22 protein-coding genes and 1 pseudogene are annotated in these 23,300 nt (G+C 61.4%); 10 read left to right on the top strand and 13 right to left on the bottom strand.

The annotated features are described in order from the left end of the window. Window positions 1–32 precede the first annotated feature (32 nt). The 5 genes from QLG10_RS22120 to QLG10_RS22100 form a co-directional block, all read right to left on the bottom strand. Window positions 33–1,568, bottom strand: a complete 1,536-nt coding sequence (locus QLG10_RS22120) for a glycosyltransferase family 39 protein (protein ID WP_282488025.1) — start codon at window positions 1,566–1,568, stop codon at window positions 33–35. Between the two features lie 3 nt (window positions 1,569–1,571). Beyond that, window positions 1,572–1,850 (bottom strand): lipid-A-disaccharide synthase N-terminal domain-containing protein, encoded by a 279-nt coding sequence (locus QLG10_RS22115; RefSeq protein ID WP_282488024.1) that lies wholly within the window; start codon window positions 1,848–1,850, stop codon window positions 1,572–1,574. After that, entirely contained in the window at window positions 1,847–2,587 is a 741-nt protein-coding gene (locus QLG10_RS22110; RefSeq protein WP_282488023.1) for a glycosyltransferase family 2 protein, read from the bottom strand. Before QLG10_RS22110 ends, QLG10_RS22115 begins: the two co-directional genes overlap by 4 nt. Window positions 2,588–2,633: 46 nt before the next feature. Then, the gene (locus QLG10_RS22105) at window positions 2,634–3,596 is read right to left on the bottom strand and encodes an NAD-dependent epimerase/dehydratase family protein (protein WP_188264942.1); all 963 of its coding nucleotides are present in this window, start codon (window positions 3,594–3,596) and stop codon (window positions 2,634–2,636) included. 185 nt (window positions 3,597–3,781) lie between these two features. Further along, window positions 3,782–4,402 carry a cell wall hydrolase gene (locus tag QLG10_RS22100; RefSeq protein ID WP_151142539.1) on the bottom strand — a complete coding sequence of 207 codons (621 nt, stop codon included), beginning with the start codon at window positions 4,400–4,402 and terminating at the stop codon, window positions 3,782–3,784. 144 nt (window positions 4,403–4,546) lie between these two features. Here QLG10_RS22100 and QLG10_RS22095 point away from each other — a divergent pair, with 144 nt between their 5' ends. The 10 genes from QLG10_RS22095 (at window position 4,547) to QLG10_RS22050 (ending at window position 15,682) form a co-directional block, all read left to right on the top strand. Then, the gene (locus QLG10_RS22095) at window positions 4,547–5,398 is read left to right on the top strand and encodes a CAP domain-containing protein (protein WP_110753461.1); all 852 of its coding nucleotides are present in this window, start codon (window positions 4,547–4,549) and stop codon (window positions 5,396–5,398) included. A 184-nt stretch (window positions 5,399–5,582) separates the two neighbouring features. Next, a complete protein-coding gene (locus QLG10_RS22090) occupies window positions 5,583–6,482 on the top strand; it encodes a bestrophin family protein (RefSeq protein WP_282488022.1) in 900 nt (299 codons plus the stop codon). 78 nt (window positions 6,483–6,560) lie between these two features. Next, window positions 6,561–7,913, top strand: a complete 1,353-nt coding sequence (gene chrA / locus QLG10_RS22085) for a chromate efflux transporter (RefSeq protein WP_110753465.1) — start codon at window positions 6,561–6,563, stop codon at window positions 7,911–7,913. A gap of 402 nt (window positions 7,914–8,315) precedes the next feature. Then, window positions 8,316–9,680, top strand: coding sequence for a glutamine synthetase family protein (locus QLG10_RS22080; RefSeq protein WP_110753467.1), 1,365 nt, complete (start codon window positions 8,316–8,318; stop codon window positions 9,678–9,680). A 152-nt stretch (window positions 9,681–9,832) separates the two neighbouring features. After that, the gene (locus QLG10_RS22075) at window positions 9,833–11,116 is read left to right on the top strand and encodes an FAD-binding oxidoreductase (RefSeq protein ID WP_282488021.1); all 1,284 of its coding nucleotides are present in this window, start codon (window positions 9,833–9,835) and stop codon (window positions 11,114–11,116) included. A 501-nt stretch (window positions 11,117–11,617) separates the two neighbouring features. Further along, the gene (gene napE, locus QLG10_RS22070; protein ID WP_020799563.1) at window positions 11,618–11,785 is read left to right on the top strand and encodes a periplasmic nitrate reductase, NapE protein; all 168 of its coding nucleotides are present in this window, start codon (window positions 11,618–11,620) and stop codon (window positions 11,783–11,785) included. Window positions 11,786–11,817: 32 nt separating this feature from the next. Next, on the top strand, window positions 11,818–12,078 hold the full coding sequence (locus QLG10_RS22065) for a chaperone NapD (RefSeq protein ID WP_110753470.1): 261 nt from the start codon (window positions 11,818–11,820) through the stop codon (window positions 12,076–12,078). Beyond that, complete coding sequence (gene napA / locus QLG10_RS22060) at window positions 12,075–14,579, top strand: nitrate reductase catalytic subunit NapA (RefSeq protein ID WP_188264944.1); 2,505 nt, start codon at window positions 12,075–12,077, stop codon at window positions 14,577–14,579. Before QLG10_RS22065 ends, napA begins: the two co-directional genes overlap by 4 nt. A gap of 11 nt (window positions 14,580–14,590) precedes the next feature. Then, complete coding sequence (locus QLG10_RS22055) at window positions 14,591–15,076, top strand: nitrate reductase cytochrome c-type subunit (protein WP_020799566.1); 486 nt, start codon at window positions 14,591–14,593, stop codon at window positions 15,074–15,076. 9 nt (window positions 15,077–15,085) lie between these two features. Beyond that, window positions 15,086–15,682: a cytochrome c3 family protein gene (locus QLG10_RS22050; RefSeq protein WP_110753474.1), complete on the top strand. Its 597-nt coding sequence runs from the start codon at window positions 15,086–15,088 to the stop codon at window positions 15,680–15,682. Window positions 15,683–15,686: 4 nt separating this feature from the next. Here QLG10_RS22050 and QLG10_RS22045 read toward each other — a convergent pair whose 3' ends face one another. From QLG10_RS22045 to QLG10_RS22010, 8 genes and pseudogenes are all read right to left on the bottom strand, one after another. Continuing rightward, on the bottom strand, window positions 15,687–16,355 hold the full coding sequence (locus QLG10_RS22045) for an ATPase (protein ID WP_110753476.1): 669 nt from the start codon (window positions 16,353–16,355) through the stop codon (window positions 15,687–15,689). A gap of 108 nt (window positions 16,356–16,463) precedes the next feature. After that, window positions 16,464–17,651 carry an OmpA family protein gene (locus QLG10_RS22040; protein WP_282488020.1) on the bottom strand — a complete coding sequence of 396 codons (1,188 nt, stop codon included), beginning with the start codon at window positions 17,649–17,651 and terminating at the stop codon, window positions 16,464–16,466. Between the two features lie 15 nt (window positions 17,652–17,666). Beyond that, window positions 17,667–18,116: a type VI secretion system baseplate subunit TssE gene (gene tssE, locus QLG10_RS22035; protein ID WP_110753480.1), complete on the bottom strand. Its 450-nt coding sequence runs from the start codon at window positions 18,114–18,116 to the stop codon at window positions 17,667–17,669. 3 nt (window positions 18,117–18,119) lie between these two features. Next, a complete protein-coding gene (gene tssJ, locus QLG10_RS22030) occupies window positions 18,120–18,656 on the bottom strand; it encodes a type VI secretion system lipoprotein TssJ (protein ID WP_282488019.1) in 537 nt (178 codons plus the stop codon). Further along, a complete protein-coding gene (gene tssG, locus QLG10_RS22025) occupies window positions 18,637–19,734 on the bottom strand; it encodes a type VI secretion system baseplate subunit TssG (RefSeq protein ID WP_110753484.1) in 1,098 nt (365 codons plus the stop codon). The genes tssJ and tssG overlap by 20 nt, the downstream gene beginning before the upstream one ends. Then, on the bottom strand, window positions 19,698–21,467 hold the full coding sequence (tssF, locus tag QLG10_RS22020) for a type VI secretion system baseplate subunit TssF (RefSeq protein WP_110753486.1): 1,770 nt from the start codon (window positions 21,465–21,467) through the stop codon (window positions 19,698–19,700). Before tssF ends, tssG begins: the two co-directional genes overlap by 37 nt. Window positions 21,468–21,491: 24 nt before the next feature. Then, window positions 21,492–23,078: a type VI secretion system protein TssA gene (tssA, locus tag QLG10_RS22015; RefSeq protein ID WP_110753488.1), complete on the bottom strand. Its 1,587-nt coding sequence runs from the start codon at window positions 23,076–23,078 to the stop codon at window positions 21,492–21,494. Further along, a pseudogene (locus tag QLG10_RS22010) lies at window positions 23,075–23,300 on the bottom strand (hypothetical protein); the annotation flags it as partial. The pseudogene QLG10_RS22010 and the gene tssA, both read right to left, overlap by 4 nt.

The raw sequence follows: 23,300 nt of genomic DNA, 5'->3' as shown, positions 1-23,300 counted from the left end.
TGCGTAGGAACGATCAATATGCAATAGCTTCGCTAGGGAACGGACACTTGCACAAGCCGGTCAGCCCAGGAAAACCGATACACCGTCGGCGCCTCCACCGGATGACACAACCCATTATCCGCATCCGCCCCGACAATCGACCATTGCGCCCGGGAGTTCTCCCCCAGTTCCCGCGCAGCCGAGGGCTTGAAGCAGCGGTCCAGCAGATCGTCCGGCACCAGTGCGTAATCCTTGGGGTGTTCGCGCAGCCATTGCGCAGCGTTTTCCACCGTGGAGTCGAGCATACCGAAGTGCACGATCGGTTGGCGGGCGAACAGCCAGTGCCCTTCGCTCCAGTTGACCAGGACCAGGTTCGAGCCATGGGTCATGCTGTTGGCTTGGGCCATGAGCGTTTGATTCGGATTGACCCCATCCCTGACCGGTTCGACAAAACCCCGGGCGAACCACAGCACGAACCAGGTCGCGACCAATGCCGGGAACATTCGTCGCAAGCGCGGGCGCTGGCGGAACCAACGCTGGAGCAACCAAGGCACCAGCGGCGCTGCCACCAGGACCAGCGCTGGCAATGCCGGGTAGATATACAACTTGCGCTTGCCGCTGCTGATACAGAAAAACAGCACCACCAGCGCCACCCAGCCGAGCAACACCAGCACCCGGCCATCGCGTTTTTGCAGCTGGCGGCGCCAGGCCGGCACCAGCCACGGCAACACCAATACCAATGGCAGCCAGTACTGTGGAATGACGTTGGTGAAGAAGTACCAGAAGGGTTCCCGGTGATGCCAGGCGGCGGCATAGCGTCCGGCGGTCTGGCGCAGGAGGATTTCCCGCGCATAAGCGATTTCCTCAGCGCTGCCATTAAGCGCGATGGACAAGGCCAGGGGCAGCAGCCAGATCGCAATCGCAGCCAGCATGAACAAAAACCCGAGCAGCCATCTGCGCGACTCGCCCGGCATCGCCACCACCCCCGGCCAGCCCTTGCGCACCGCATAGGCATAAGGGATCAACAGCAACACCGGCAGAAAACCCACGCCCTTGGTGATCACCCCGATGCCCATCGCCGCGCATCCCACGTAGAACCAGCGCCAAGCCGGCCCGAGCAGCAGGTGACGGGCCATGGCGTATAGGCCAAGGGTTGTGAACAGCACCAGGAAGCTGTCGATCTGCCCGGTGCGCAGGATGCTATAGGTCTGGTAGGTCGCCAGGTACAACAGTGCCGCGATGCGCCCAATACGCTGGCTCCAGAGCCGACGGCCCAGGTCATGAACCAGCGCCGTGACGGTTGCCGCCGACAACAGCCCGGGAATATACAGGGCGAGGTTGGGCAGGCCGGTCAGCCAGATGAAGAATGCCACCGTCCACATGAAGATCGGAGGCTTGTCGCCGTAGATCTCCCCGGCCCGATGCGGAATCAGCCACGAGCCGTTGTGCAGCATCTCCAGGGCCACACCGAGGAAGCGTTCCTCATCGACGTTCTGTGCCTGGCGCAAGCCCAGCCCGGCACCGATCAACAGCAAGGCGAGCAGCATCAGGACCAGGCATTCGACCCGGGGCGAGAGGTTTCGGCGCATGGTCTATTCCCTGGACTGTCGGTGTTTGGCAATCAATTGCAGGTTGCGCAAGTACACGATGGAGCCGAATGCCTGCCCGACAATGAACACCGGGTCCTGACGGTAGATGGCGTAGGCAAACAGCAAGGTGCTGCCGACAATGCTCAGGTACCAGAAACTCACCGGGATGACGCTGCGCTTTTTGTATTCGCTGTACAGCCACTGCAGGACGAACCGTCCGGTAAACGCGATCTGTCCGGCAAAACCGATCACCAGCCACAGGGTTTCGCGGGTCATGATCATCCTTCGAGCTCCTGGGCATGGGCGTTCAGCCGCGTGCGCTTGATCAGCCACCAGACACCGACCAGGTCAAGAATGCCCACCAGGGCACGGTCGAGGTTGCCGTATTTGGACACCCCTGCGGTGCGCGCTCGATGGTTGACCGGGTAATTGATCGTTCGGCCGTTGTGGCGCTGGATCAATGCCGGAATGAATCGGTGCATGTGGTCGAAATACGGCAGGCGCAGGAACGCCGCGCGCTCGATCAGCTTCAGGCCGCAGCCGGTGTCCGGCGTGGCATCCTTGAGCAGGCGCCGGCGCAGACCGTTGGCGAAACGCGAAGCCCAGCGCTTGCTCGCAGAATCGCGGCGGTTGGTACGGTGACCCGCCACCAGCTGCACATTGCCCCTGCCCTGCTCACCGCGCACCAGCGCCAACATGCCGGGGATGTCCGCCGGATCGTTCTGGCCGTCGCCGTCGAGGGTGGCCAGCCATTGCCCACGCGCTTCCCGTGCCGCGTGGTAGAGCGAGGTGCTTTGCCCCAGCGAGCGTGCATGATGCAGGATGCGCAAGGCGCTCAAACCGCTGTTCCTGATCTGGCGCAGCTCGTGCAAAGTGGCATCGGTACTGCCATCGTCGACCACGATGATTTCATACGCTTCGTTTGCCATTGCCTCGCGCACCTCCTCGAGCAGTGGCTTGAGGTTGTTCGCTTCGTTCTTTGCCGGAATCAGTACCGACACAAATATGTCTTGGCTCATGGAGTCCCCTCGCCCTATGGTTTTACCGTTATCAGCGGCGAACGATTCAGATCTGATAAAACTGCCGATACCACTGCACAAAGGCCCCGACCCCGGCTGCCACCGACACCTGCGGGCGAAAGTCGATCCACGCTTGCAGTGCCGAGACATCGGCCCAGGTCTTGACCACATCACCGTCCTGCATCGGCATGAAGTGACGCCGGGCTTCGGTGCCCAACGCCGACTCCAGGCAATCGATAAAATCCAGCAGCGCCATCGGTTCACCGCGACCGATGTTGAAGAGTCGATTGATCCCCTCGCCCGGCGGCCGAGTGCGCAGGCGAGCGATGCTTTCCACGATGTCATCGATGTAGGTGAAGTCCCGCGCCATCTCGCCCTGGTTGTAGACGTCGATGGGCTTGCCGTTGAGGATCGCCTCGGTGAATTTGAACGGTGCCATGTCGGGCCGGCCCCAAGGCCCGTAGACGGTGAAGAAGCGCAGACCGCTGGCCTTGAGGCCGTACAGATGGCAGTAACTGTGGGCGAGCAGTTCATTGGCACGCTTGGTGGCCGCGTACAACGAAACCGGTTGATCGACCGCGTCTTCGATGCTGAAAGGCATCTTGCAGTTGCTGCCGTAGACCGAACTGCTCGAGGCATAGATCAGGTGCCCGGGGCGATGGTGCCGACAGGCTTCCAGCACATTGAGGAAGCCCACCAGGTTCGATTGGGCGTACACATCCGGATGGTCCAGCGAATAACGCACGCCGGCCTGGGCGGCCAGGTGCACCACTTCGCTGAATCGGTACTCGCCGAACAAGTCCAGCAATGCCGGCTTGTCGACGATGTCCATTTTCCGGAAGCGAAAGCCCGGCAACGACTCAAGCGCCTTTAGCCGTGCCTGCTTGAGCGCTACGTCGTAATAGTCGTTGAGGTTGTCGATCCCCACGACTTCATGACCGTCCAGGCACAAGCGCCTGGCTGTATGAAAGCCGATGAAACCGGCGGCGCCGGTGACAAGAACCGTCACGAGGCGCAAACCGCAAAGGACGCACCTGGCGGTGCCGAATGACTGCTGAAAAACCACGCCTGCTTCATGTTCTGTTTCCACTCATGACATTTCTAACGCGTTGCTCCGTCATGAAGCTTGTAAAACAGAAATATTGCAGTTTCGCGGGCCTGGATAAATTTCAAGGGTTTTTCACGTAATTATGATTACTTCGCATCACCGCCCTGGGGTTTGTAAAACCTGAACAATCCGATGTCCGCCGTATGGGTGTACTCCTTGGCCCAGTCCGGCTTCACCGTGCGATCATGGAAATACAGTGCGCCTTTGGTGCGATCCGGCAATTGCTTGTTCAGCGCCTTGCGTGCGATTTCCTTGGCCATCGCGTAAGGCACCTCCTCCTGAACGGAGTCCGGGCGCCCATCGCACCACCAGGAAAACTGGCAGCTCCTGGTCTCCGAGCCCTGCTTGACTACAGCACACACGGTATCGGGAAAACCTTCATGGCCGAGGCGATTCATGACCACGTTGGCCACCGCTTCCATGTCGGCCGAGTCCTTGCCCTTGGCTTCCCAGTAGATCGAACGGGCGAGACAGGTGATGGCGTCATCGAGCGGCGCCTTGCCCGCCGGGTCCACGGCCTGGACCTCAGGCTGGGTAATGGCTTGAGACTTGGGCACTGCCGCGGGGCCGCTGTTTTCCGCGGCCTTGTGCTCCAGCACCTGGGCCTTGTCTTCGGCGACTTTCTGTTTTTGTTCCTGGTCAGTGGCGAATGCCGGGACAGCGAGCAGGGTCAGGGCAAGGCAGGTGGAGATCCAGGCGTGGCGCATGATCGGACACTACTCCGTAGGCAGTATCGCTTGAGTGTAGTAGTGAAATGATGGCGCGGAGGATGCAACAACCCGGAAAAAGGCATTGCGCTCAAGGGGGGCACTTCGCGCATCATGGGCGCAGTCAGCTCAAGGAGGATTTCCATGCCTTTCCTATCGTCCACCCTGCGCCTTGCCGGGGTTTCACTGGGACTTCTGTTTGCCGCCACCGCGCTGGCGAGCGACGAGTCGCAACTGATCGAATCGATCAACGTCTACCGCGCCCAGTTGCAGCGTTGCGCAGGCCAGGTGTCATCGGAACTGCCGCCGCTGTCGGCCGACCCGCGGCTGGTGCTGTCCGCCGCCAGCGTCGGCAACCTGCAACAGGCCATGGCCAGTGCAGGGTATCCGATGAAGAATGTGCAGGCGATCAGCCTGACCGGGCCGCGTGATGCGCCCTCGGCCATGAAGGCGATCCAGGAAAGTTTTTGCCAGATCGTGCTCGACCCGCAGTTCGTCGACGTCGGCGTCAGCCGCCAGGACCGCGAGTGGCGCATCGTACTGGCCCGGCCATTGTTGAGTGCACGCCTGGGCGATTGGCAGGCCGAAGGGCAAAAACTGCTCGCCGAACTCAACGTCGCGCGCAGCCGCCCCCGCCAATGTGGCGCCCAAACCTTCAACGCCACCACGCCGCTGGCCTGGAACGCCACCCTGGCGAGCGCCGCCGAAACCCAGGCACGCAGCATGGCCAACAACAATTACTTCGATCACAAGGACCGCGACGGCCGTACCCCCGGCGACCGCGCCGAGCTGGCGGGCTACGACTTCCAGCAGATCGGCGAGAACATCGCCGCCGGGCAGGACAGCGTACGCAAGGTGGTCGACGGTTGGCTGGCCAGCCCCGGCCATTGCGCCAACCTGATGAACCCGCAGTTCCGCGACTTGGGGGCGGCGTATGCGGTTGATCCGAAGAGCGATGCGGGGATTTACTGGACGGTGATGTTCGGGGCGCAATGAAGGACGACAGCCGCAGCGGTGCACGGTCGCTGCGCGCTTGAAAATCCTTCATAGACTCCGTCGATCACCCAGTCACTCATAGTGATTGGACGTACGGATTCGTTGCTCCTAGCCTGCGCCGCGTCATGCCCATGACCGGCGATTAAACGTCAGCTCCATCACTGTCCTTCCCAGGCGCACAACCATGATCGTAAGACCCAAACCCAACCTGATCGGCATCCTGACTTCGCTCAAAGGCTCGATCGCCAAGCGCATCGCCTGGCGCGCCCTGATGGTGACGCTGCTCGCATCGGTCATCGTGCTCGTCGAGATGTCGCACCCCAGCTATTTTTCCAAGGTCAGTGCGACGCCCTTCACCCTGTTGGGCCTGTCGCTGTCGATCTTCATGAGCTTTCGCAACAACGCCTGTTATGACCGCTGGTACGAAGCGCGCAAGGCCTGGGGCGACATGCTGGTGGAGATTCGCTCCATGGCGCGAGAAACCCAGGTCATCAAGGATGAATTCGAGCGCAACAGTCTGCTGCGCAAACTCTGTGGCTTCGCCCACGCGCTCAACGCCAGGTTGCGCCAGGAAGACGAACTGGCGGCCAGTGGGGCCTGGCTCGATCCGCTGCCCTTGGACAACGCAGGCGATCTCTGTGGGCGAATCCTGATGCAGGCCGGCCAACAATGCTCGACGCTGGCCGAGTCTGGCGTGATCAACGAGTGGCGCCACATGCTGATGGCCAACCACTTGACCCGCCTGACCCAGGTCCAGGCGGTCTGTGAACGGATCAAGAACACGCCGCTGCCCTTCCCCTACACCTTGTTGCTGCACCGCACCATCTACCTGTTCTGCATTTTGCTGCCATTCGCCATGGCCGAACCGTTGGGCTGGCTGACGCCGGTCTTCACCGCGATTGTCAGCTACACGTTCTTCGGCCTGGATGCGATTGCCGATGAACTGGAGGATCCGTTCGGTCGCGATGAAAACCAGCTGCCCATCGACGCATTGGTGCGCACCATCGAGCGCGATGTCCTGGCGGCCATGGGTGAGACGACATTGCCGCCGCCGCTCATGCCGGTGGACTACGTTTTGAGTTGACGCAGTGCCTGGCTATTCAAACCGCGTGCTCATGGTTAAAGTCGCGGGTCACAGAGTCCCTGCAAAAGGAATCGCCGTTTGAGCCCTGCCCCCGTCGAAGCACAGCAACCTGCGAAGCCCGCTGCAATCAGTCTGCGAGAAGCGTTCCGTTTCTGGCTCAAGCTCGGTTTCATAAGCTTCGGCGGGCCGGCCGGGCAGATCTCGATCATGCACCAGGAACTGGTCGAACGCCGGCGCTGGATCTCCGAGCGCCGCTTCCTGCATGCGCTCAACTATTGCATGTTGCTGCCCGGCCCCGAGGCCCAGCAATTGGCGACCTACATCGGCTGGCTGATGCACCGGACCTGGGGCGGCGTGATTGCCGGCGTGCTGTTCGTGCTGCCGTCGCTGTTTCTCCTGATAGCCTTGTCCTGGGTGTACGTCGCCTTCGGTGAGGTGCCGGTGGTGGTCGGGCTGTTCTACGGGATCAAGCCGGCGGTGACCGCCATTGTGCTGCAGGCGGCGCATCGGATCGGCTCCCGGGCCTTGAAAAACGCCTGGATGTGGGGCATCGCCGCCGCGTCATTCGTGGCCATCTTCGCGCTCAACGTACCGTTTCCCTTGATCGTTTTGGGGGCGGCAATCATCGGTTATTTCGGCGGACGCCTGGCCCCCGAAAAATTCCGTACCGGCGGCCACGGCGCCGCGCAAAAATCCTTCGGCGCCGCCGTCATCGACGACGACACACCCACGCCCGAGCATGCCCGTTTCAGCAGCTGGAAACTGCTGCGCCTGGCCCTGATCGGCGCGCTGTTGTGGGCGCTGCCGATGGCCTCCCTCACCACCCTGTTCGGCTGGGAAGGCACGCTGACCCAGATGGGCTGGTTTTTCACCAAGGCGGCGCTGCTGACCTTCGGCGGTGCCTACGCGGTGCTGCCGTATGTCTACCAGGGCGCGGTCGGCCACTATGGATGGCTGACGCCGACGCAAATGATCGATGGCCTGGCGCTCGGCGAAACCACACCCGGGCCATTGATCATGGTGGTCGCCTTCGTCGGTTTCATCGGCGGCTACGTGCATCAGGTGTTCGGTCCCGATCAGGCCTTCGTCGCCGGTGCCGTCGCCGCCATGCTGGTAACCTGGTTCACCTTCCTGCCTTCGTTCCTGTTCATTCTCGCCGGTGGCCCGCTGGTGGAATCGACGCACAACGAACTCAAGTTCACCGCGCCGCTGACCGCGATTACCGCGGCGGTGGTTGGCGTGATTGTCAATCTGGCGTGCTTCTTTGCTTATCATGTGCTGTGGCCTGAGGGCTTCGCCAATCGGCTGGACTGGCCGTCGCTGCTGATCGCCATTGCGGCCGCGATTGCCCTGCTGCGGTTCAAGCGAGGGGTCATCGAAGTATTGTCCGGTTGTGGGCTGATCGGGGTGGCCGTGCACCTTCTGCGCTGAAAACAGACGTTTACAGGTTGCGCTTTCACCCCTAGTATCCAGTCACGGCGGATAGCGTGTTATCCGCCACCGACGATTTCCCCTGCTGGAAACCTGAGTCATGAGCACCGCACCGTCAGAGCACCACTTGCTGGATGTCTCATTCCTGACCCCCTCTGCATGGGTCGTGGACGGCATTGCCTCATGAAGCGTATCGTCAACCTGCCCATGGCCCTGCGCCGCTCCAAACTGCGTCACTCCGCACGCCCGCCGGATAGCACCCTGCTCGCCTGATCGCGTCCACGACGCGTCGAGCCCCCTTACTTTTTCGCTATCGCTGCCAGAGCGCCGTGGATCTTTATCCGCCGTCGCGCCCTGGCCTGAATCCGTGCGTCCGCGGGACGCCACCGTGAGTGATGAACTATGAAATTCGCAGCCCTTGAAGACGCCCAACGCTTTTTGGCGAACAATCCCGATATCGACATGATCGAGCTGTTCATTCTCGATGCCAACGGCGTGCCGCGCGGCAAGCTGTTGCACCGCGAGGAACTGCTGGCGGTGTATGAAAGCGGTCGCCCGCTGCCCAGCACCATCCTCGGCCTGACCTTGCAAGGCGATGACGTCGAGAACTCCGGACTGGTCTGGGAGGTGGGTGACATCGACTGCCGTGCCTACCCGCTCGAAGGCAGCCTGGTGCGTTTGCCGTGGCGGCAAATTCCGACCGCGGCGGTGCAAGTCAGCATGCACCCGCAAGAAGGCATGCCGGCGAGCATCGCTGATCCACGTCACCTGCTGATCAAGGTCATCGAGCGGTTGCAAGCCGAGGGATACCACCCGGTGATGGCGTGCGAGCTGGAGTTCTATTTGCTGGACGCCAAGCGCGATCACAATGGTCGCCCGCAACCGGCGCTGGACGCTGACGGCGGTCGACCGCGACATACCCAGGTCTATGGCCTGCGTGAGCTGGAGCAGATCGAGCCTTTCCTCGCCGACCTCTATGCCGCGTGCAAACTCCATGGCATTCCGGCGCGCACAGCGATTTCCGAATACGCGCCGGGGCAGGTGGAAATCACCCTGGAACACGGCGATGCCTTGCAGGCGATGGATCAGGCGGTGCGTTACAAACGCCTGGTCAAAGCCGTGGCCCACAAGCACGGCATGCAGGCGACGTTCATGGCCAAACCCTTCGATCACCTGGCGGGTACCGGCATGCACATGCACGTCAGCATCGCCGATGCCGAAGGTCGCAACCTGTTCGCGTCCGAGGACCCGGCCGGCACCCCGCTGCTGCGCACCGCCATCGGCGGCATGCTGGCGTCGCTGCTCGATTCGCTGTTGCTGTTCTGCCCCAATGCCAACTCCTACCGGCGCTTCCAGGCCAACAGCTATGCGCCGCTGGCCCCGACCTGGGGCGTCGACAACCGCACCGTCAGCCTGCGGGTGCCCGGTGGTCCGGCCAACAGCCGTCACATCGAACATCGCATCTGCGGTGCCGATGCCAACCCGTACCTGGCAGCAGCGGCGATCCTGGCTGGCATCCATCGCGGCATCAGCGAGAACCTCGACCCGGGCGAACCGGTCCAAGGCAACGGCTACGCGCAGGCTACGCAATTGCTGCCGACCGACTGGCTGACATCACTGACGGCGCTGGAAAATTCGGTGTGGGCGCGGGATGCGTTGGGGCAGGAATTTCTGGGGGTGTACCTGGCGGTCAAGCGTGCGGAGTATCGGCAGTTCATGGCTGAAGTGGGTGAGCAGGATTGGCGTTGGTACTTGACTGAGGCGTAAACCGCCATCTGCCCCGCCCTGTGGGAGCGAGCCTGCTCGCGAAAGCGGTGTGTCAGTCACTACAAGTGCTGAATGTGTCGGCCGCTTCGCGAGCAGGCTCGCTCCCACAAGGATCGCGCTGTCTCTCGACCTCATTTCGCCTGGACAAAAACATGACCCAACGCACCAACTCCTACTACACCGCCACCCTCAACCACGAAACCGATTACCCAACCCTGCAAGGCCAGCACCGCGTCGACGTAGTCATCATCGGCGGCGGATTCACTGGCGTCGCCACGGCCGTCGAACTGGCGGAGAAAGGCCTGAAGGTCGCCATCGTCGAAAGCCACAAGATCGGCTGGGGCGCCACCGGACGCAACGGCGGCCAGGTCACCGGAAGCCTCTCGGGCGAGGAAGCCATGCGTAAACAGATGCGCCGCAGCATCGGCGATGAAGTCGACGATTTCATCTGGCACCTGCGCTGGCGCGGGCACCAGATCATCAAGCAACGGGTGGAGAAATACGGCATTGCCTGCGACCTCAAGCACGGCCACCTGCACGCGGCGTACAAACCTAGCCACATGGACGGTTTGCGCAAGGACTACGACGAAGCGCTGCGCCGTGGCATGGGTGACGACGTCAGCCTGCTCGACCGCAGCCAGGTACGCGACCTGCTGCAGAGCGACCTCTACCACGGCGCGATCAAGAACACCCGCAACATGCACCTGCATCCACTCAACCTGTGCATCGGCGAAGCCCGGGCGGCAGAAAGTCTCGGTGCGTTGATCTTCGAAAACAGCGAAGTGCTGGAAATCATTCACGGCGACCAACCAGGCGTGCGCACCGCCCAAGGTCGTATCGATGCCAATCAGGTGCTGCTGGCCGGTGACGTCTACCACAAACTGGAACCGGGCAAACTCAAGGGCAAGATCTTCCCGGCCATGGGCGGCATCGTCACCACTGCGCCGCTGGGCGACCTGGCCAAACAGATCAACCCTGAAGACCTCGCCGTCTACGATTGCCGCTTCGTGCTCGACTACTACCGCCTGACCGCCGACGGCCGCCTGTTGTTCGGCGGCGGCGCCAACTACAGCGGCAAGGATTCGCGCGACATCGCCGCCGAGTTACGCCCCTGCATCGAGCAGACGTTCCCGGCACTCAAAGGCGTGGCCATCGACTATCAATGGAGCTGCGCGATGGGCATCGTGATCAACCGCATCCCGCAAGTGGGCAAACTCTCGGACAACGTCTGGTACTGCCAGGGCTACTCCGGGCACGGCATCGCCACCACCCACATCATGGGCGAAATCATGGGCCGCGCGATCACCGGGCAGCTTGAGCAGTACGACACCTTCGCTGCCTGCCAGCATATCCGCGTGCCCATGGGCGACCTGCTTGGCAACCCGATGCTGGCGGCGGGCATGTGGTACTACCAGATGCTGGAGCGACTGCGCTGATAATGCGACAGCTAAAACCCGACTGTGGGAGCCTGCGCGCCCCCACAGTTTGTCTGCAGTGACTCGAGCCGCGACTCACGCGCCAGCTATCAATTCCTTCGATCTTTCAAATCACCAAGGCGAATTTTTTATTTGCGTCCGACCTGTTCAAGATGAGCGCCATCACCCCTGACTCGGATGGAAACGACATGAATCTAAATTTCGCCTTTGCCTGCATGATCGTGGTTTCATTCACCATCGCATTGGTGCACACCTGATTCGCAAGTCGAAGCCGAAGTGGTAAAGCACCGATCGATCGGCTAAACGAACAATTTTCAAACAAGAAACCCTATCAACTCGCTGCATATTGGTAACTCAGCGCTGTAACGATCCGCAGTGTTATAACTACATGTGGCAGACCAGTGAGTATCGGCCACCGCCTGTCGATAAAAGTCTTAGCAACACCCCCCCTTATAATTCCGTGATCTAGTCTGGAGTGCACGTTCGGCTGGAGCGCACTCCATGTCATTGACAGAAGAGCAAAAACCGCAACGACGCAAGGAAATGCGCCTGTTCCTGTTTCTTGTCATTTGCCTTTTCCCGTTACTTTCAGTCGCTATCGTCGGCAGTTACGGTTTCCTTATCTGGTTTTTCCAAATGCTCTACGGCCCTCCCGGACCGCCCAACTAAAAGCCCTTCAATAGAGCCTGTTGGAGTCAAACATGGACGAAATCCTGCATATCGCCAGCCTTGTGGTACTTGCCCGACCTGAACGGTTCGACGCCGTCAAAGCCAACCTGCGACGATTGGACGGCGTGGAATTGCATCAGGAAAGTGCCGCCGGGAAACTGGTGGTAGTCCTTGAGGCCGTACACGAAAACCAGATCCTGCAACGCATCGATCAAATCAACAATCTGCCGGGCGTACTCAACGCTGCGCTGATCTATCACGAAATTCTCGATCCCGCGGGAGACAGCCAATGAGCATGTCACGCCGAGCATTCGTCAAGGCCCAGGCCGCCGCCATTGCAGCCTCCGCGGCCGGCCTGCCGATATTCACCACTGCCAGCAACCTGGTGACCGAAGCGGACATGGTCACCCTGGACTGGAACAAGGCGCCCTGTCGTTTTTGCGGCACCGGTTGCAGCGTGATGGTCGCGACCCGGGACAACCGGGTAGTCGCCACCCATGGCGACGTCAAGGCCGAGGTCAATCGCGGCTTGAACTGCGTGAAGGGCTATTTTCTGTCCAAGATCATGTATGGCGTCGACCGCCTGACCCAGCCGCTGCTGCGCATGAAAAACGGCCGGTACGACAAGCAGGGCGAGTTCCAGGCGATCAGTTGGGACAAGGCCTTCGACATCATGGAAGAAAAATTCAAGCAGGCCTTGAAAACCAAGGGCCCCGAATCGGTCGGCATGTTCGGCTCGGGACAATGGACGGTGTGGGAAGGTTATGCCGCCAACAAGCTGATGAAGGCCGGCTTTCGCAGCAACAACATCGACCCCAATGCCCGCCATTGCATGGCCTCGGCGGTGATGGGTTTCATGCGCACCTTTGGCGCGGATGAGCCGATGGGTTGCTACGACGACATCGAAGCCACCGACGCCTTTGTGTTGTGGGGCTCGAACATGGCAGAGATGCATCCGATCCTGTGGAGCCGCGTCACCGACCGGCGCCTGAGCTATCCGCACGTGAAGGTCGCGGTGCTGTCGACTTTCGAACACCGCAGCTTCGAGCTGGCCGACATCCCCATGGTGTTCAAGCCACAAACCGACCTGTTGATCCTCAACTACATCGCCAACCACATCATTGAAAGTGGCGCGGTCAATCAGGATTTCATCAGCAAGCACACGCGCTTCGCCAAGGGCGCCGACGATATTGGCTACGGCTTGCGAGCCGATGATCCGCTGGAAAAACAGGCGAAGAATGCCGACAAGGCCAATACCTGGACAGACATGTCCTTCGAGCAGTTCGCCGAGTTCGTCAAACCCTACACCCTGGAACGCACGGCGAAAGAAACCGGGGTTGCGCCTGATCGCCTCAAGTCGTTGGCCGAACTCTATGCCGACCCCAACCGTAAAGTCGTGTCGTTCTGGACCATGGGTTTCAACCAGCACACCCGCGGAGTTTGGGCCAACAACCTGATCTACAACATCCATTTGCTCACGGGCAAGATCAGCGAGCCGGGCAACAGCCCCTTCTCGTTGACCGGCCAGCCATCGGCCTGTGGCACTGCCCGCGAGGTCGGGACTTTCTCCCACCGCCTGCCCGCCGACATGGTGGTGACCAACCCCAAGCACCGCGCCACCGCGGAAAAAATCTGGAAGCTGCCTGCCGGCACCATTCAGGAGAAAGTCGGCTTTCATGCGGTGCAACAAAGCCGCATGCTCAAGGACGGAGTGCTCAACGTGTACTGGACCCAGGCCAGCAACAACATGCAGGCCGGGCCCAACATCATGCAGGAAGTGTTGCCTGGCTGGCGCAACCCGGACAACTTCGTGATCGTCTCGGACGTCTACCCCACCGTTTCCGCCCAGGCGGCCGACCTGATCCTGCCCAGCGCGATGTGGGTGGAAAAGGAAGGCGCCTTCGGCAACGCCGAGCGCCGCACGCAGTTCTGGCATCAGTTGGTCAGCGCACCGGGAGACGCCAAGTCCGACCTGTGGCAGTTGGTGGAGTTTTCCAAACGCTTCAAAACCGATGAAACCTGGCCCGCGGAGTTGCTGGCCAAGGCCCCGGAGTACAAGGGCAAGACCCTGTTCGAAGTGTTGTTCAAGAACGGCCAGGTCGACGAGTTTCCCGTCGAGCAAATCGAGACCGGCTACAAGAACGATGAAGCCAAGGCCTTTGGTTTCTACCTGCAAAAGGGCCTGTTCGAAGAGTACGCGCAGTTTGGTCGCGGTCATGGCCATGACCTCGCGGCTTTCGATCGTTACCACAGCGAACGCGGCCTGCGCTGGCCGGTGGTCGACGGCAAGGAAACCCGCTGGCGCTACCGCGAGGGGCTCGACCCCTATGTGGAAACGGGCAGCGAAGTGCAGTTCTACGGCTACCCGGACAAGAAGGCGATCATCTTCGCCCTGCCCTACGAGCCACCGGCCGAAGCCCCGGACGCCGACTTCCCGTTCTGGCTGAGCACCGGCCGGGTCCTGGAGCATTGGCACACGGGCACCATGACCCAACGGGTGGAAGAACTGTACAAAGCCGTGCCCGACGCCCTGGTCTACATGCATCCCGAGGATGCCAAGGCCATGAACGCACGCCGTGGCAGCGAAGTGAAGCTGATCAGCCGCCGCGGGGAAATCCGCGCCCGCATCGAAACCCGCGGGCGCAACAAACCGCCGCGCGGCCTGGTGTTCGTGCCGTTTTTCGATGCCAACAAGCTGATCAACAAGGTCACGCTCGACGCCACCGACCCGATCTCCAAGCAGACCGACTACAAGAAATGCGCGATCCGCATCGAGTTGATCAGCGTGGCTTGAGGAGAACCGTCATGACTTTTCGCATCCTGCCGTTGTTCCTGCTCGCCGTGATGGGCGCGGTAATTGCCGCAGAAGTTGATTACCCCCTCGATGCACCAGGCCCGGACGGACGCCGGCCTGGCGGCACCCTGACGCAAAACGCGCCAGCGCCGCCCCTGGCCGACGACGAAAACAAGGACCTCAAGCGCGAGCGCAACTACCCTGACCAGCCACCGACCATCCCGCACAGCATTCGCGGCTATCAGATCGACAAGAACGGCAACAAGTGCCTGTCCTGCCACAGCCGGGCCAACAGTCCACGCAGCCAGGCGACGATGATCAGCATCACCCACTACATGGACCGCGACGGCCAGGCGCTGGCGGCTGTCTCACCGCGTCGCTACTTTTGCAACCAGTGCCATGTGCCGCAAAAAGATGTGCTGCCACTGGTGGGCAACAGCTTCGAGACCATCGACAAAATCCTGCAAGACGACGCCAACGCCGCGCAGAAACGATGAGGAGGCGCCATGAAAGCACTGTTCGCCCTGTTTAAGGACTACTGGGGCATCCTCTGTCGGCCGAGCGTTTATTTCAGCCTGGGATTCCTGACGCTGGGCGGTTTCATCGCCGGGATCATTTTCTGGGGTGGGTTCAACACGGCACTGGAGCTGACGAACACCGAGAAGTTCTGCATTTCCTGCCACGAAATGCGCGACAACGTGTTTGTCGAATTACAGGACACCATCCACTACACCAACCGCTCAGGCGTGCGCGCGAGCTGCCCGGATTGCCACGTACCCCATGAGTGGACCCACAAGATCGCGCGTAAAATGCAGGCTTCGAAGGAAGTCTGGGGCAAGCTTTTCGGCACCATCGACACCCGCGACAAATTCCTCAACCTGCGCCGTGAGCTGGCGGAACACGAATGGGCCAGGCTCAAGGCCAACGACTCGCGCGAATGCCGCAACTGCCACAACTTCGAATTCATGGACTTCACCCGCCAGGGCAAACGGGCAGCGGCCATGCATTCCACGTCATTGGCCAAGGGCGAGGCCACCTGCATCGACTGCCACAAGGGCATTGCGCACAAGCTGCCGGATATGAGCGGGGTCAAGGGCTGGTAGCGGTTCAGTTGCTTGCCACGTGATCCACCGGACCGGTGGTCACCAGTGCCTGCAACGACGCATCGAACTGTTTCAACGCGTTCACTTGCAACTCGGTCTGCTGATTGATTTGCGCGGCAATCTGCGGCGCGGCTTTGCCATGCACCCACACCGAGGGCATCTGCTCGGCACGTGAACCTTGCGCCTGGCCGATGTATTGCAGGTTCGAATCGTAGAACCTGGCCACAAACCGCGCCTCAACCTGACTGTTGCGTTTGGACACCAGGCGACTGAAAGTGTCGAGCATCACCACCACGTCCGGATGAGCCTGAAGCGCCGCATCGAGGTTGTCATAGACCGTCACCGCGGCGAACTCTTTCTGCAATGACGTCATCAACCAGCCAATCGCCCGCTGCGGGTCGGAGCTGTCGACGAACGCCTGGCTGATCCGCTTATCCAGCCCGGGGTTTTGCGCCCCCTTTACCGCCACAGCGTGATAGCTCTCGAGGTATTGCTGGGTGTTGAGCGTGTTTTCGCTGTAGAGCACCGCGACCTTTTGTGCGTGTTGCAATCGCACAGTGCTGTCGGCAATCGGCAGGAAACGGCAGGACGCATCGCCAGCCATTGCCGGTGCGGTTGCAGCCACACTGGCGCTGAACAGGGCGAAAAAAGCCAGCAGGGTCGAGATTCTCATCGCGCTTATTCCTTCAATGGCGAGATCGGTATGACGCTATCTTCCTCCCTTGGCGGAAAAACAGAACTTGCATTCCTTAATGATGGGTATCGAGCGAATGAATGGTTGCTATGACGCTGCCTTCTCGCCTGTTTTCCCGCAGGCTCCCGCCTGGGGCACCAGTTGGATATCGACACGCCGGTTGGTCGCGCGCCCGGCCTCGCTGTCGTTACTGGCGATCGGCTGGCTGTCGGCAAAGCCCTGAACCGCGAAGCAGCTGTCGGGGATGTCCCCCATCCGCTGCATCCAGCCGCGCACCGCCGAGGCGCGAGCGTGGGACAGCTGCAGGTTTTGTTCGGCATTGCCCTTGGCGTCGCTGTGCCCGGCAATGACGATCAACCAGTCAGGTTGGGCCTTGATGTCGACCAGGGCACTGATTAATACCTTGGTCGAGCCGGGCTTGAGTTCGGCGCTGCCGGGAGTGAATAGGGAGAGGCTGTCCAGGCGCACCGGCTCGGGCACCCTGGGTGGCGTCTCGAAAACGCTGGTCAGGCGGTTAATGCCCTCCTTGTCCGGGCTCGCCAGCCAGGTCGTCCAGGAGGCACCCGCGGCCAAGGTAATCGTCGCGGCGGCGGCGAACAGCCAGGAGCCAAGCCGGCGCGCCTGCTTTTGCTGACCGCCAGCCAACACGACAGGCATCGGCGGCGTCGGCAGGACCACTACCGGCATCACCGGGAGCGGTTGCGGCAGTCTTGCCGACAATGCCACCGCGTCGAACAACGAGTGGGTCTGCGTGTGGCTCTGCGCCAGCCTCTGTAGCAGACCTTCGACTTGCTGACGTAGCGCTTGCAATGTGCCCGGCGAATGCAGTGCCTGTCGATTCAGCCGTGCCTGCAAGCACTCCAGTGCCGCGCCCAGTTGAGCGATCACTGGCAGCCCCCAGGGTTGCAGCTCCAGGCTGCGCAACAGGGGCTGCAGACGCGCCAATAGCCAGGCCAGGATTTCGAGGCGCGCCGGCTCCATCGCCGGCCACAGTGTTGCCCATTCGCAGACCAGCGCCTCGATCAGCGCGATCCCCTGAACCATACCTTCCAGGCCGTGGAGGTGACTACGGGCAAGTACGAAAGCAGCGGCTGTTTGCAACTCCGCCCCGTTACGCTTGAACAGCACAAGGCACAATTGTTCCACCTTGACCCAATCCACATCGGGGCAGGCCGGATGGCTCAGCCTGGCCAACTCTTCACGCAGTGCCTTGAACTCACTGAAAGCGCTTGGGTCGCCGCCAAGCCTGATTCGCATCTCAAACATCGCTGTCATTGCGCATTCCTTTGGTTAATCAATTCCCGACATCGATAGATAGTGCTGTCGCTTCAAGTGACGCACCAGGACATGGCCACCTGGTGTGAGCGTGGTGCCGAAGGTCAGTCGACGGCCCCCCTTGAGTTGCACTTCGAGGCTGTACTCCAGATGACCCGGTCGGGTCTGGGGCAACAGTTCGATGCCAATCGTGGCCAGGCGCGGCTCGTACTTGGCCAGAGTGTCGGCCATGGCACTCATCAGTTCATGCGCCGTCCCCGGTAGACCCTGCAGAATCCGGCCCATGTCCGGCAAGCCATAATCGGGCAGATGGTCGAGCGCGCCGGCCCGGCTGTTTAAGATGCGACGCAGGTTGTCCAGCACCGACAGCGTGCATTGATCCTCATCGGCGACCAGATGCAGATCCAGTTCGCCGTCGAAATTCTGCAGGAGCGTCTCGTACAACGAGGGATTGAGGTCGCTCATCCGTCACTCCTTGGCCAGTGGGCGCAGGGTCAGTCTGTTGTCCCCCAGTTCGATCACCCGCACCCGGTCCGGGTCGAGGTCATCGCGTGCCAGGGTCAAGCGCCAGGTATCGGCTCGGTTATCGACCTCACGGAACAATGCGACCACGGCGATATAGCGTGCCTGCTTGTCCAGGGGGATGTTCAGTTGCGCGCCTTGGTCGGGCTTGACCACCAGGGTTCGTTTGTCCAGCAGGTCGGCACTCAACACGTGCTCGTCCTGGCTGAGCAAGCTGTCGTAGTTGGCCTTTTCCAGCGCCTTGCGGTCACGCAGCTGATAAACCCGCACCAGGGTCGGCACGGACAACGCGTTCATGTCGATCCCTGCAGTGTTCAGCGCTGCACGCCCGCTGAGGTCCAGGTGCAGGGTTTTCACCTGCTTGTAGAAGATCGCCTCGGTGGTCGAGGTCGTCGCGTCTGTCACGCTCTGGGTTACTCCGCAAGCGCTGAGCAATACACCGAACGCGGCGACCCCCAATGATTTAGCAACGGTACGCGACATGCTGTGTCTCCCTGACCTGGCGGTTTTTCTGCAGGCCTTGATAGCGGCCCAGATTGATCGTGATGATGGTGCTTTCGCAGGCCTGCCTGGCATCACTGCCCAGGCCCAGGACCGCGGTCATGCCCAGCGACACCTGTGCTCGTCCCAACAGCGGTGGCGGCAGGCTGTGCAGGGGCAACGATAACTGCAGCTTTACCGTGCAACGCCAGCCCAGGTACACGCGCAGCAATACCAAAAGATCGTTGTATAACTGGCCACCCGGCAGCCAGCCACGGGCCTCGTCCCGGTCTTCGGTGAACAGCGCCAGATGCAACTGACTGTTGGCGTCGTAGCCGACACCACCCAGGGGGGTGCCCTGGGACAAGCGCACCGGATGCTCGGCGGACAGGCTCGCCGGCTGCGCCAGCAGCACTTTCTGCGGCCAGTGTGGCGTTACCTGTATCCGGGTTTCGCGAGCCAGCAACTTCACCAGCGCAGCGATGCCTTCGGCGTTGCGAGTTGGCAGTCGCATCACGCTGAGCAAGGCGAGGAAGCGCGATATCGGCGTGGCAACCTGCCTGGCAGTTCCGGGAATACCCAGGCCGATCAGTCCCAGCAGACACTGCGAGGTTGCATCCGTACCACCGGCTTCGAAGGCGGCGGGATAGGAGTACTTGCGCCATATCCGGTAGAACTGGGTAAAGATCCGGTGGTTGAAAATGTCCAGGAACGCTTCGAGCGCCTCGTGTCCCTCGCGTCGCTGGGCGATATCGTCCAGAAAAGCCGTCGGCAATGGCGAGTCCACGCCATACAGACCCAACAGGCGCGTGCGCACCGTGGCCGGGCGCCAAGGATGCTTATCGTCGGTTTCAATGGCCTTCAGTTCTCCGGCAGGGAAGCCCATGCCCGGGTCTGGCCGAAAGCGGACCGGTTCATCCGCAGGTGATGTGGTGCTGCCCAGTGGCGGGTAATCGTGCAGCGTCTGTTCAAGCAACTGGCAGAAGCGATACAGATTCGCCTCGGCCACCTGCCCCTTCAGGGCTTCGAGTAAACCGCTGGCTTTCAGCCGGGAATTCGCTGACTGTGGTTCTCGTTCCATCGCAGGCACTTTCCAGTAGGTTGCAGGATCAGCGTGAGCTGGTTATAGAGGTGGATGTCGGCGTACAGGGCGAAGAAGCGATTGAGCATTTCGCCGAACAGACTGATGTCGCCCTCACCGCTGAAGCCGTTGGCATCCAGCGTGACTTCGATATCCACCCCGCGCAGCAGAAAGCCTCTTTCGAAGCGCTGGACCAGGTGGTGGCTGACCTCGACAATCGCCGCCAGGCGACGCCGGTTCAGCTCACTGCCCGTCCAGTCATACAACGCCAGCGTGCCGCGCAGCACTTCGGCATTGTCGAGCATCGGCAGGAAGTTCGACCCAAGATGACTGAGCACCCGCCAGTGGAAGCGGTCGCGGTTGGGCGGATAGCACGGCAAGGTCGGCGCACACAGGTTGCGCACCCGCAAGTCGACCTGAATCGATTGCACCGGCGTATCGAGCAAGGTGCCTTGCAGGGCCTTGCGCGGCAGTTGTCCGTGGGTGCCGGTCAAGCGCAGCGACAGACTTTCGCTGCTGTCCAGCCGATCCTGATCGAAACCTTCGCCACCCAGGATCAGCCAGGTGTCATGCAGGCCATTGGGGCCACGCTTGAGTCGCGTATGGAAATACCGCTCCGGTGCTTCGTCACGCAACATGCCTCCCTTGTGACGAAAGCTGGTGAATGGCACGTATTCATGGCGCACGGCGCTCTTTGAGCCGCTGACCCGATCCACCGAATAAATCTCCGTATGCCCGTCCTGCAAGCGCATGGGACGAAGCAGGTAATCTGTTTGCAGGGGCGCCAGGGTCATCGGGTCGGACTCCAGCGTGAACAGATTGATCACTGGCACGCAATGCAGGCGAATGTGCTCGGCGCTCGGAATGAACGCCTGGGGCAATGGCTCGCGCAGCACCACCTCGAGTTCGAACCAGGGGGTATTCGGTGGCAGCTCCAGGTGCTCGAGCCCGCAGAGGGTCACGAACATGAACTTCTCGCGAAAGGTGAAATACTCCAGCAGCAACTGATAGCCACTGAAGGCACTGTCGCCCTTGGGCCACAGGCGATCCTCGTCACCGAATCCCTTGGGCATGAAATAACCGTCCAGCCGCTCGCGCACATCCTGGCCCGGCAGACGCACATACAGTGCTTGGCTGTTCAGCGTCAGCGCCTGATGCAGCGCACTGGCCAGCGCCGCATCGGCATTGAGGTACAACGGCAGGCGGCTCAGGTCGATCTCGCTGGCGTTGGCCATTGCACCGCAGGCAAAACGCAGTCTCAGCAGCGAGCGACCGTCCGGTTCATGGGCCACCTGCACGCGCTCCAGGGCTAGCGGCTGCAATGTCAGGCCTTGGGTGGTGGTATAGCGGCAACGGGTGCGCAATGGTCCGATGGGTTGCGACAGCACTTCAAAACCGCTGCCGATGTGCTCGCTGCGCTTCATCTGCGCGAGCTCGGGCAGCAACTCGACAATCGAGAGCGACGGTATGGTGCGCAGGTAATGTGGCCAGAGCAGGCTGACCAGTCCTTCGGTCAGCTCCGGCAGGTCATCATCAAGCTTTTCACGCAACCGCCCCATCAGGAAGGCAAACCCTTCAAACAGCCGCTCCACATACGGGTCGCGCGCGCCCGACTTGTCCAGGTTCAGTTGGGCCGCCCGGTCTGGAAAAGCTTCGGCAAACTCTTTGCCGGCCTCGCGCAGGTAGCGCATTTCGGCGTCGAAATACTGCAGTGTCAGATTGTCGATGCTCAAAGAAAAAATCCTGATAAATGAAGTTCAGCCACAGAGCACTGCGGCACGTACCGGGTCGACTGCCACCAGCGCTGCCAGCAGCGCCTCCATGCGCCGGGTCAGCCCGGGTTTGTCCGCGTCATTGCGTTGAGCTTTCAGGCGCAACAGCTTGAGCAGGCGAGCCTTGACCTCGAAACTCAGCTCCGTTTCCCATTCGGCCAACCCATGACGTTGTCCACTGGCATCCAGTTCGCCGAGCAGGTGAATGGCCAGTTCGCTCTTGCCGTATTGCTCGGCCACCCGCGCCATCAGCAGGCGCAACAACCAGCGTTGGCGGCCGGTATGGATGCCCGGACGCGCGGCCAGCCAGGCCAATGAGTGCTCGACGCCATCGCTGTCGGCCTGGGCCAGGGCCTCACCTTCCAATGACAGGATCCCGGGGTCCTCGCCGGTTGCGGCAACGGTCGGCGCCGGTAGCCATTGCTGAGGCCGATTGCCACAGACGTGCTGGCTGATCCACTCGCGTGTCACCTCGTCCGCCAAGGGCGAGCCATCGTTCCAGCACAACGCCTCCAGCCCCGGCAAGCGCTCGAGGAACATGCCCAGGTCGCGCTTGGCAATGTCGGCCCAGCTGTCCTGTGGCGCGGGTTGTTTGCTCAGTGCCTGGTACAGGTACCACTGCAAATCCAGCCAGAAATGGTTCACACCCTCGGCGTAGATCCGCTCTACCAAATCCAACAGTTCACTGAAGTTTTGTTGCAGGTGCAGGCGCTTGAGTTGTGCGCGGTATTCGCCACGGGGGGGTGCCAGGCGCGTCTTGCCACTGGCGTCCTGCAGTGGTGCTGCATGCACGGTATCCCAGCGCAGGCTTTTCATCAGGCGATGAGCCGCCAACCAACCCTGGGATTGTTCGCGCAAATAACCTGCCAACGCTCGACCGTTATCCAGCAAGTCGCGCCCGGATCTGATGACCGTCGCGTCGGGGGCAGCCGCTCGCGTGTTCGTCTCGTGGCTGGCGCTGTTCTGCGGTACCAGCGCGTCTACCCCGCCCGATTGCGCCAGCCGCGCAGACAACGCGGCATATAGCGCGCCGAGGTCGGGACGCTGATCCTGGGGCCAGGCGGCCAACTCACGCTCCAGCCAGGCTAGCGCCGCCACCGTGCGCTCGGCTTCGTCCTTGACCACCTCGGGGTAGCGCGACAGGGTGTCGAGCACCTTGCTGCTCGCCAGCCACTCCAGCGCCATTTTCCGGCTGTGGGGACGCGCGGGCAGCACCAGGGCGGCATAGCGTTCCAGCAATGCGGCCAACAGGTTCAGGCCGTCGGCCAAGCCTGCTTCGCCATCCCTGTGCAAGCGTGCCCATATGTAATAAGTGACTACCCGCAGGTCCTTGGACGATCCGGCAAGCAGCGTCTGCGCCAGGTGAATGACCTGTTCGATATCGGCCCCGGACAGTTTGTTGACCTCCTCACGCATGCGTTGGAAGTCATCGTCACAGGCCGGGTCTTCGCCTACGGGCAAGTCCGCGCTGATGGGCTGCAACCAGGATTGCCAGTGCGCTGCCTGTGCTCGGGCAAGGCCCAAGGCATCGCGCGCTCCCAGGCAACGTTCGATCAATCGCTCCAGGCTCATTCAAACCTCCCGTTCATTGCATAGGGCACAGCTTTCTCGTCCTTGCCGAGAAAAATCTGCGTCGGCAACTTAAAGCCGCGCAACTTCAGCAACGCCATCGGCCCCGCCCCCAGCTCAGTGCGCAAATACCAGGTCAGGCCAATGCCATCCGGCGCCTTGAGCACCAGGCGAAAACGGCTGTCGCCATCGTCCAGCGGCGTGACCTGCGTCTGTTCCAGCAGG

Source organism: Pseudomonas sp. V98_8, assembly GCF_029967975.1.
In the GTDB taxonomy this organism is placed as follows: domain Bacteria; phylum Pseudomonadota; class Gammaproteobacteria; order Pseudomonadales; family Pseudomonadaceae; genus Aquipseudomonas; species Aquipseudomonas umsongensis.
This window is presented reverse-complemented; position numbering and strand designations above follow the sequence as displayed.

Coding starts and splice junctions, on each gene's coding strand:
- QLG10_RS22115 (WP_282488024.1), bottom strand. CDS start 1,850: ATGATCATGACCCGCGAAACCCTGTGGCTGGTGATCGGTTTTGCCGGA.
- QLG10_RS22040 (WP_282488020.1), bottom strand. CDS start 17,651: ATGACAGCGATGTTTGAGATGCGAATCAGGCTTGGCGGCGACCCAAGC.
- tssJ (WP_282488019.1), bottom strand. CDS start 18,656: ATGTCGCGTACCGTTGCTAAATCATTGGGGGTCGCCGCGTTCGGTGTA.
- tssG (WP_110753484.1), bottom strand. CDS start 19,734: ATGGAACGAGAACCACAGTCAGCGAATTCCCGGCTGAAAGCCAGCGGT.
- QLG10_RS22120 (WP_282488025.1), bottom strand. CDS start 1,568: ATGCGCCGAAACCTCTCGCCCCGGGTCGAATGCCTGGTCCTGATGCTG.
- QLG10_RS22055 (WP_020799566.1), top strand. CDS start 14,591: ATGACTTTTCGCATCCTGCCGTTGTTCCTGCTCGCCGTGATGGGCGCG.
- QLG10_RS22080 (WP_110753467.1), top strand. CDS start 8,316: ATGAAATTCGCAGCCCTTGAAGACGCCCAACGCTTTTTGGCGAACAAT.
- napA (WP_188264944.1), top strand. CDS start 12,075: ATGAGCATGTCACGCCGAGCATTCGTCAAGGCCCAGGCCGCCGCCATT.
- QLG10_RS22075 (WP_282488021.1), top strand. CDS start 9,833: ATGACCCAACGCACCAACTCCTACTACACCGCCACCCTCAACCACGAA.
- tssE (WP_110753480.1), bottom strand. CDS start 18,116: ATGAGCGACCTCAATCCCTCGTTGTACGAGACGCTCCTGCAGAATTTC.
- tssA (WP_110753488.1), bottom strand. CDS start 23,078: ATGAGCCTGGAGCGATTGATCGAACGTTGCCTGGGAGCGCGCGATGCC.
- QLG10_RS22095 (WP_110753461.1), top strand. CDS start 4,547: ATGCCTTTCCTATCGTCCACCCTGCGCCTTGCCGGGGTTTCACTGGGA.
- QLG10_RS22050 (WP_110753474.1), top strand. CDS start 15,086: ATGAAAGCACTGTTCGCCCTGTTTAAGGACTACTGGGGCATCCTCTGT.
- QLG10_RS22090 (WP_282488022.1), top strand. CDS start 5,583: ATGATCGTAAGACCCAAACCCAACCTGATCGGCATCCTGACTTCGCTC.
- QLG10_RS22045 (WP_110753476.1), bottom strand. CDS start 16,355: ATGAGAATCTCGACCCTGCTGGCTTTTTTCGCCCTGTTCAGCGCCAGT.
- QLG10_RS22100 (WP_151142539.1), bottom strand. CDS start 4,402: ATGCGCCACGCCTGGATCTCCACCTGCCTTGCCCTGACCCTGCTCGCT.
- QLG10_RS22110 (WP_282488023.1), bottom strand. CDS start 2,587: ATGAGCCAAGACATATTTGTGTCGGTACTGATTCCGGCAAAGAACGAA.
- napE (WP_020799563.1), top strand. CDS start 11,618: ATGTCATTGACAGAAGAGCAAAAACCGCAACGACGCAAGGAAATGCGC.
- QLG10_RS22065 (WP_110753470.1), top strand. CDS start 11,818: ATGGACGAAATCCTGCATATCGCCAGCCTTGTGGTACTTGCCCGACCT.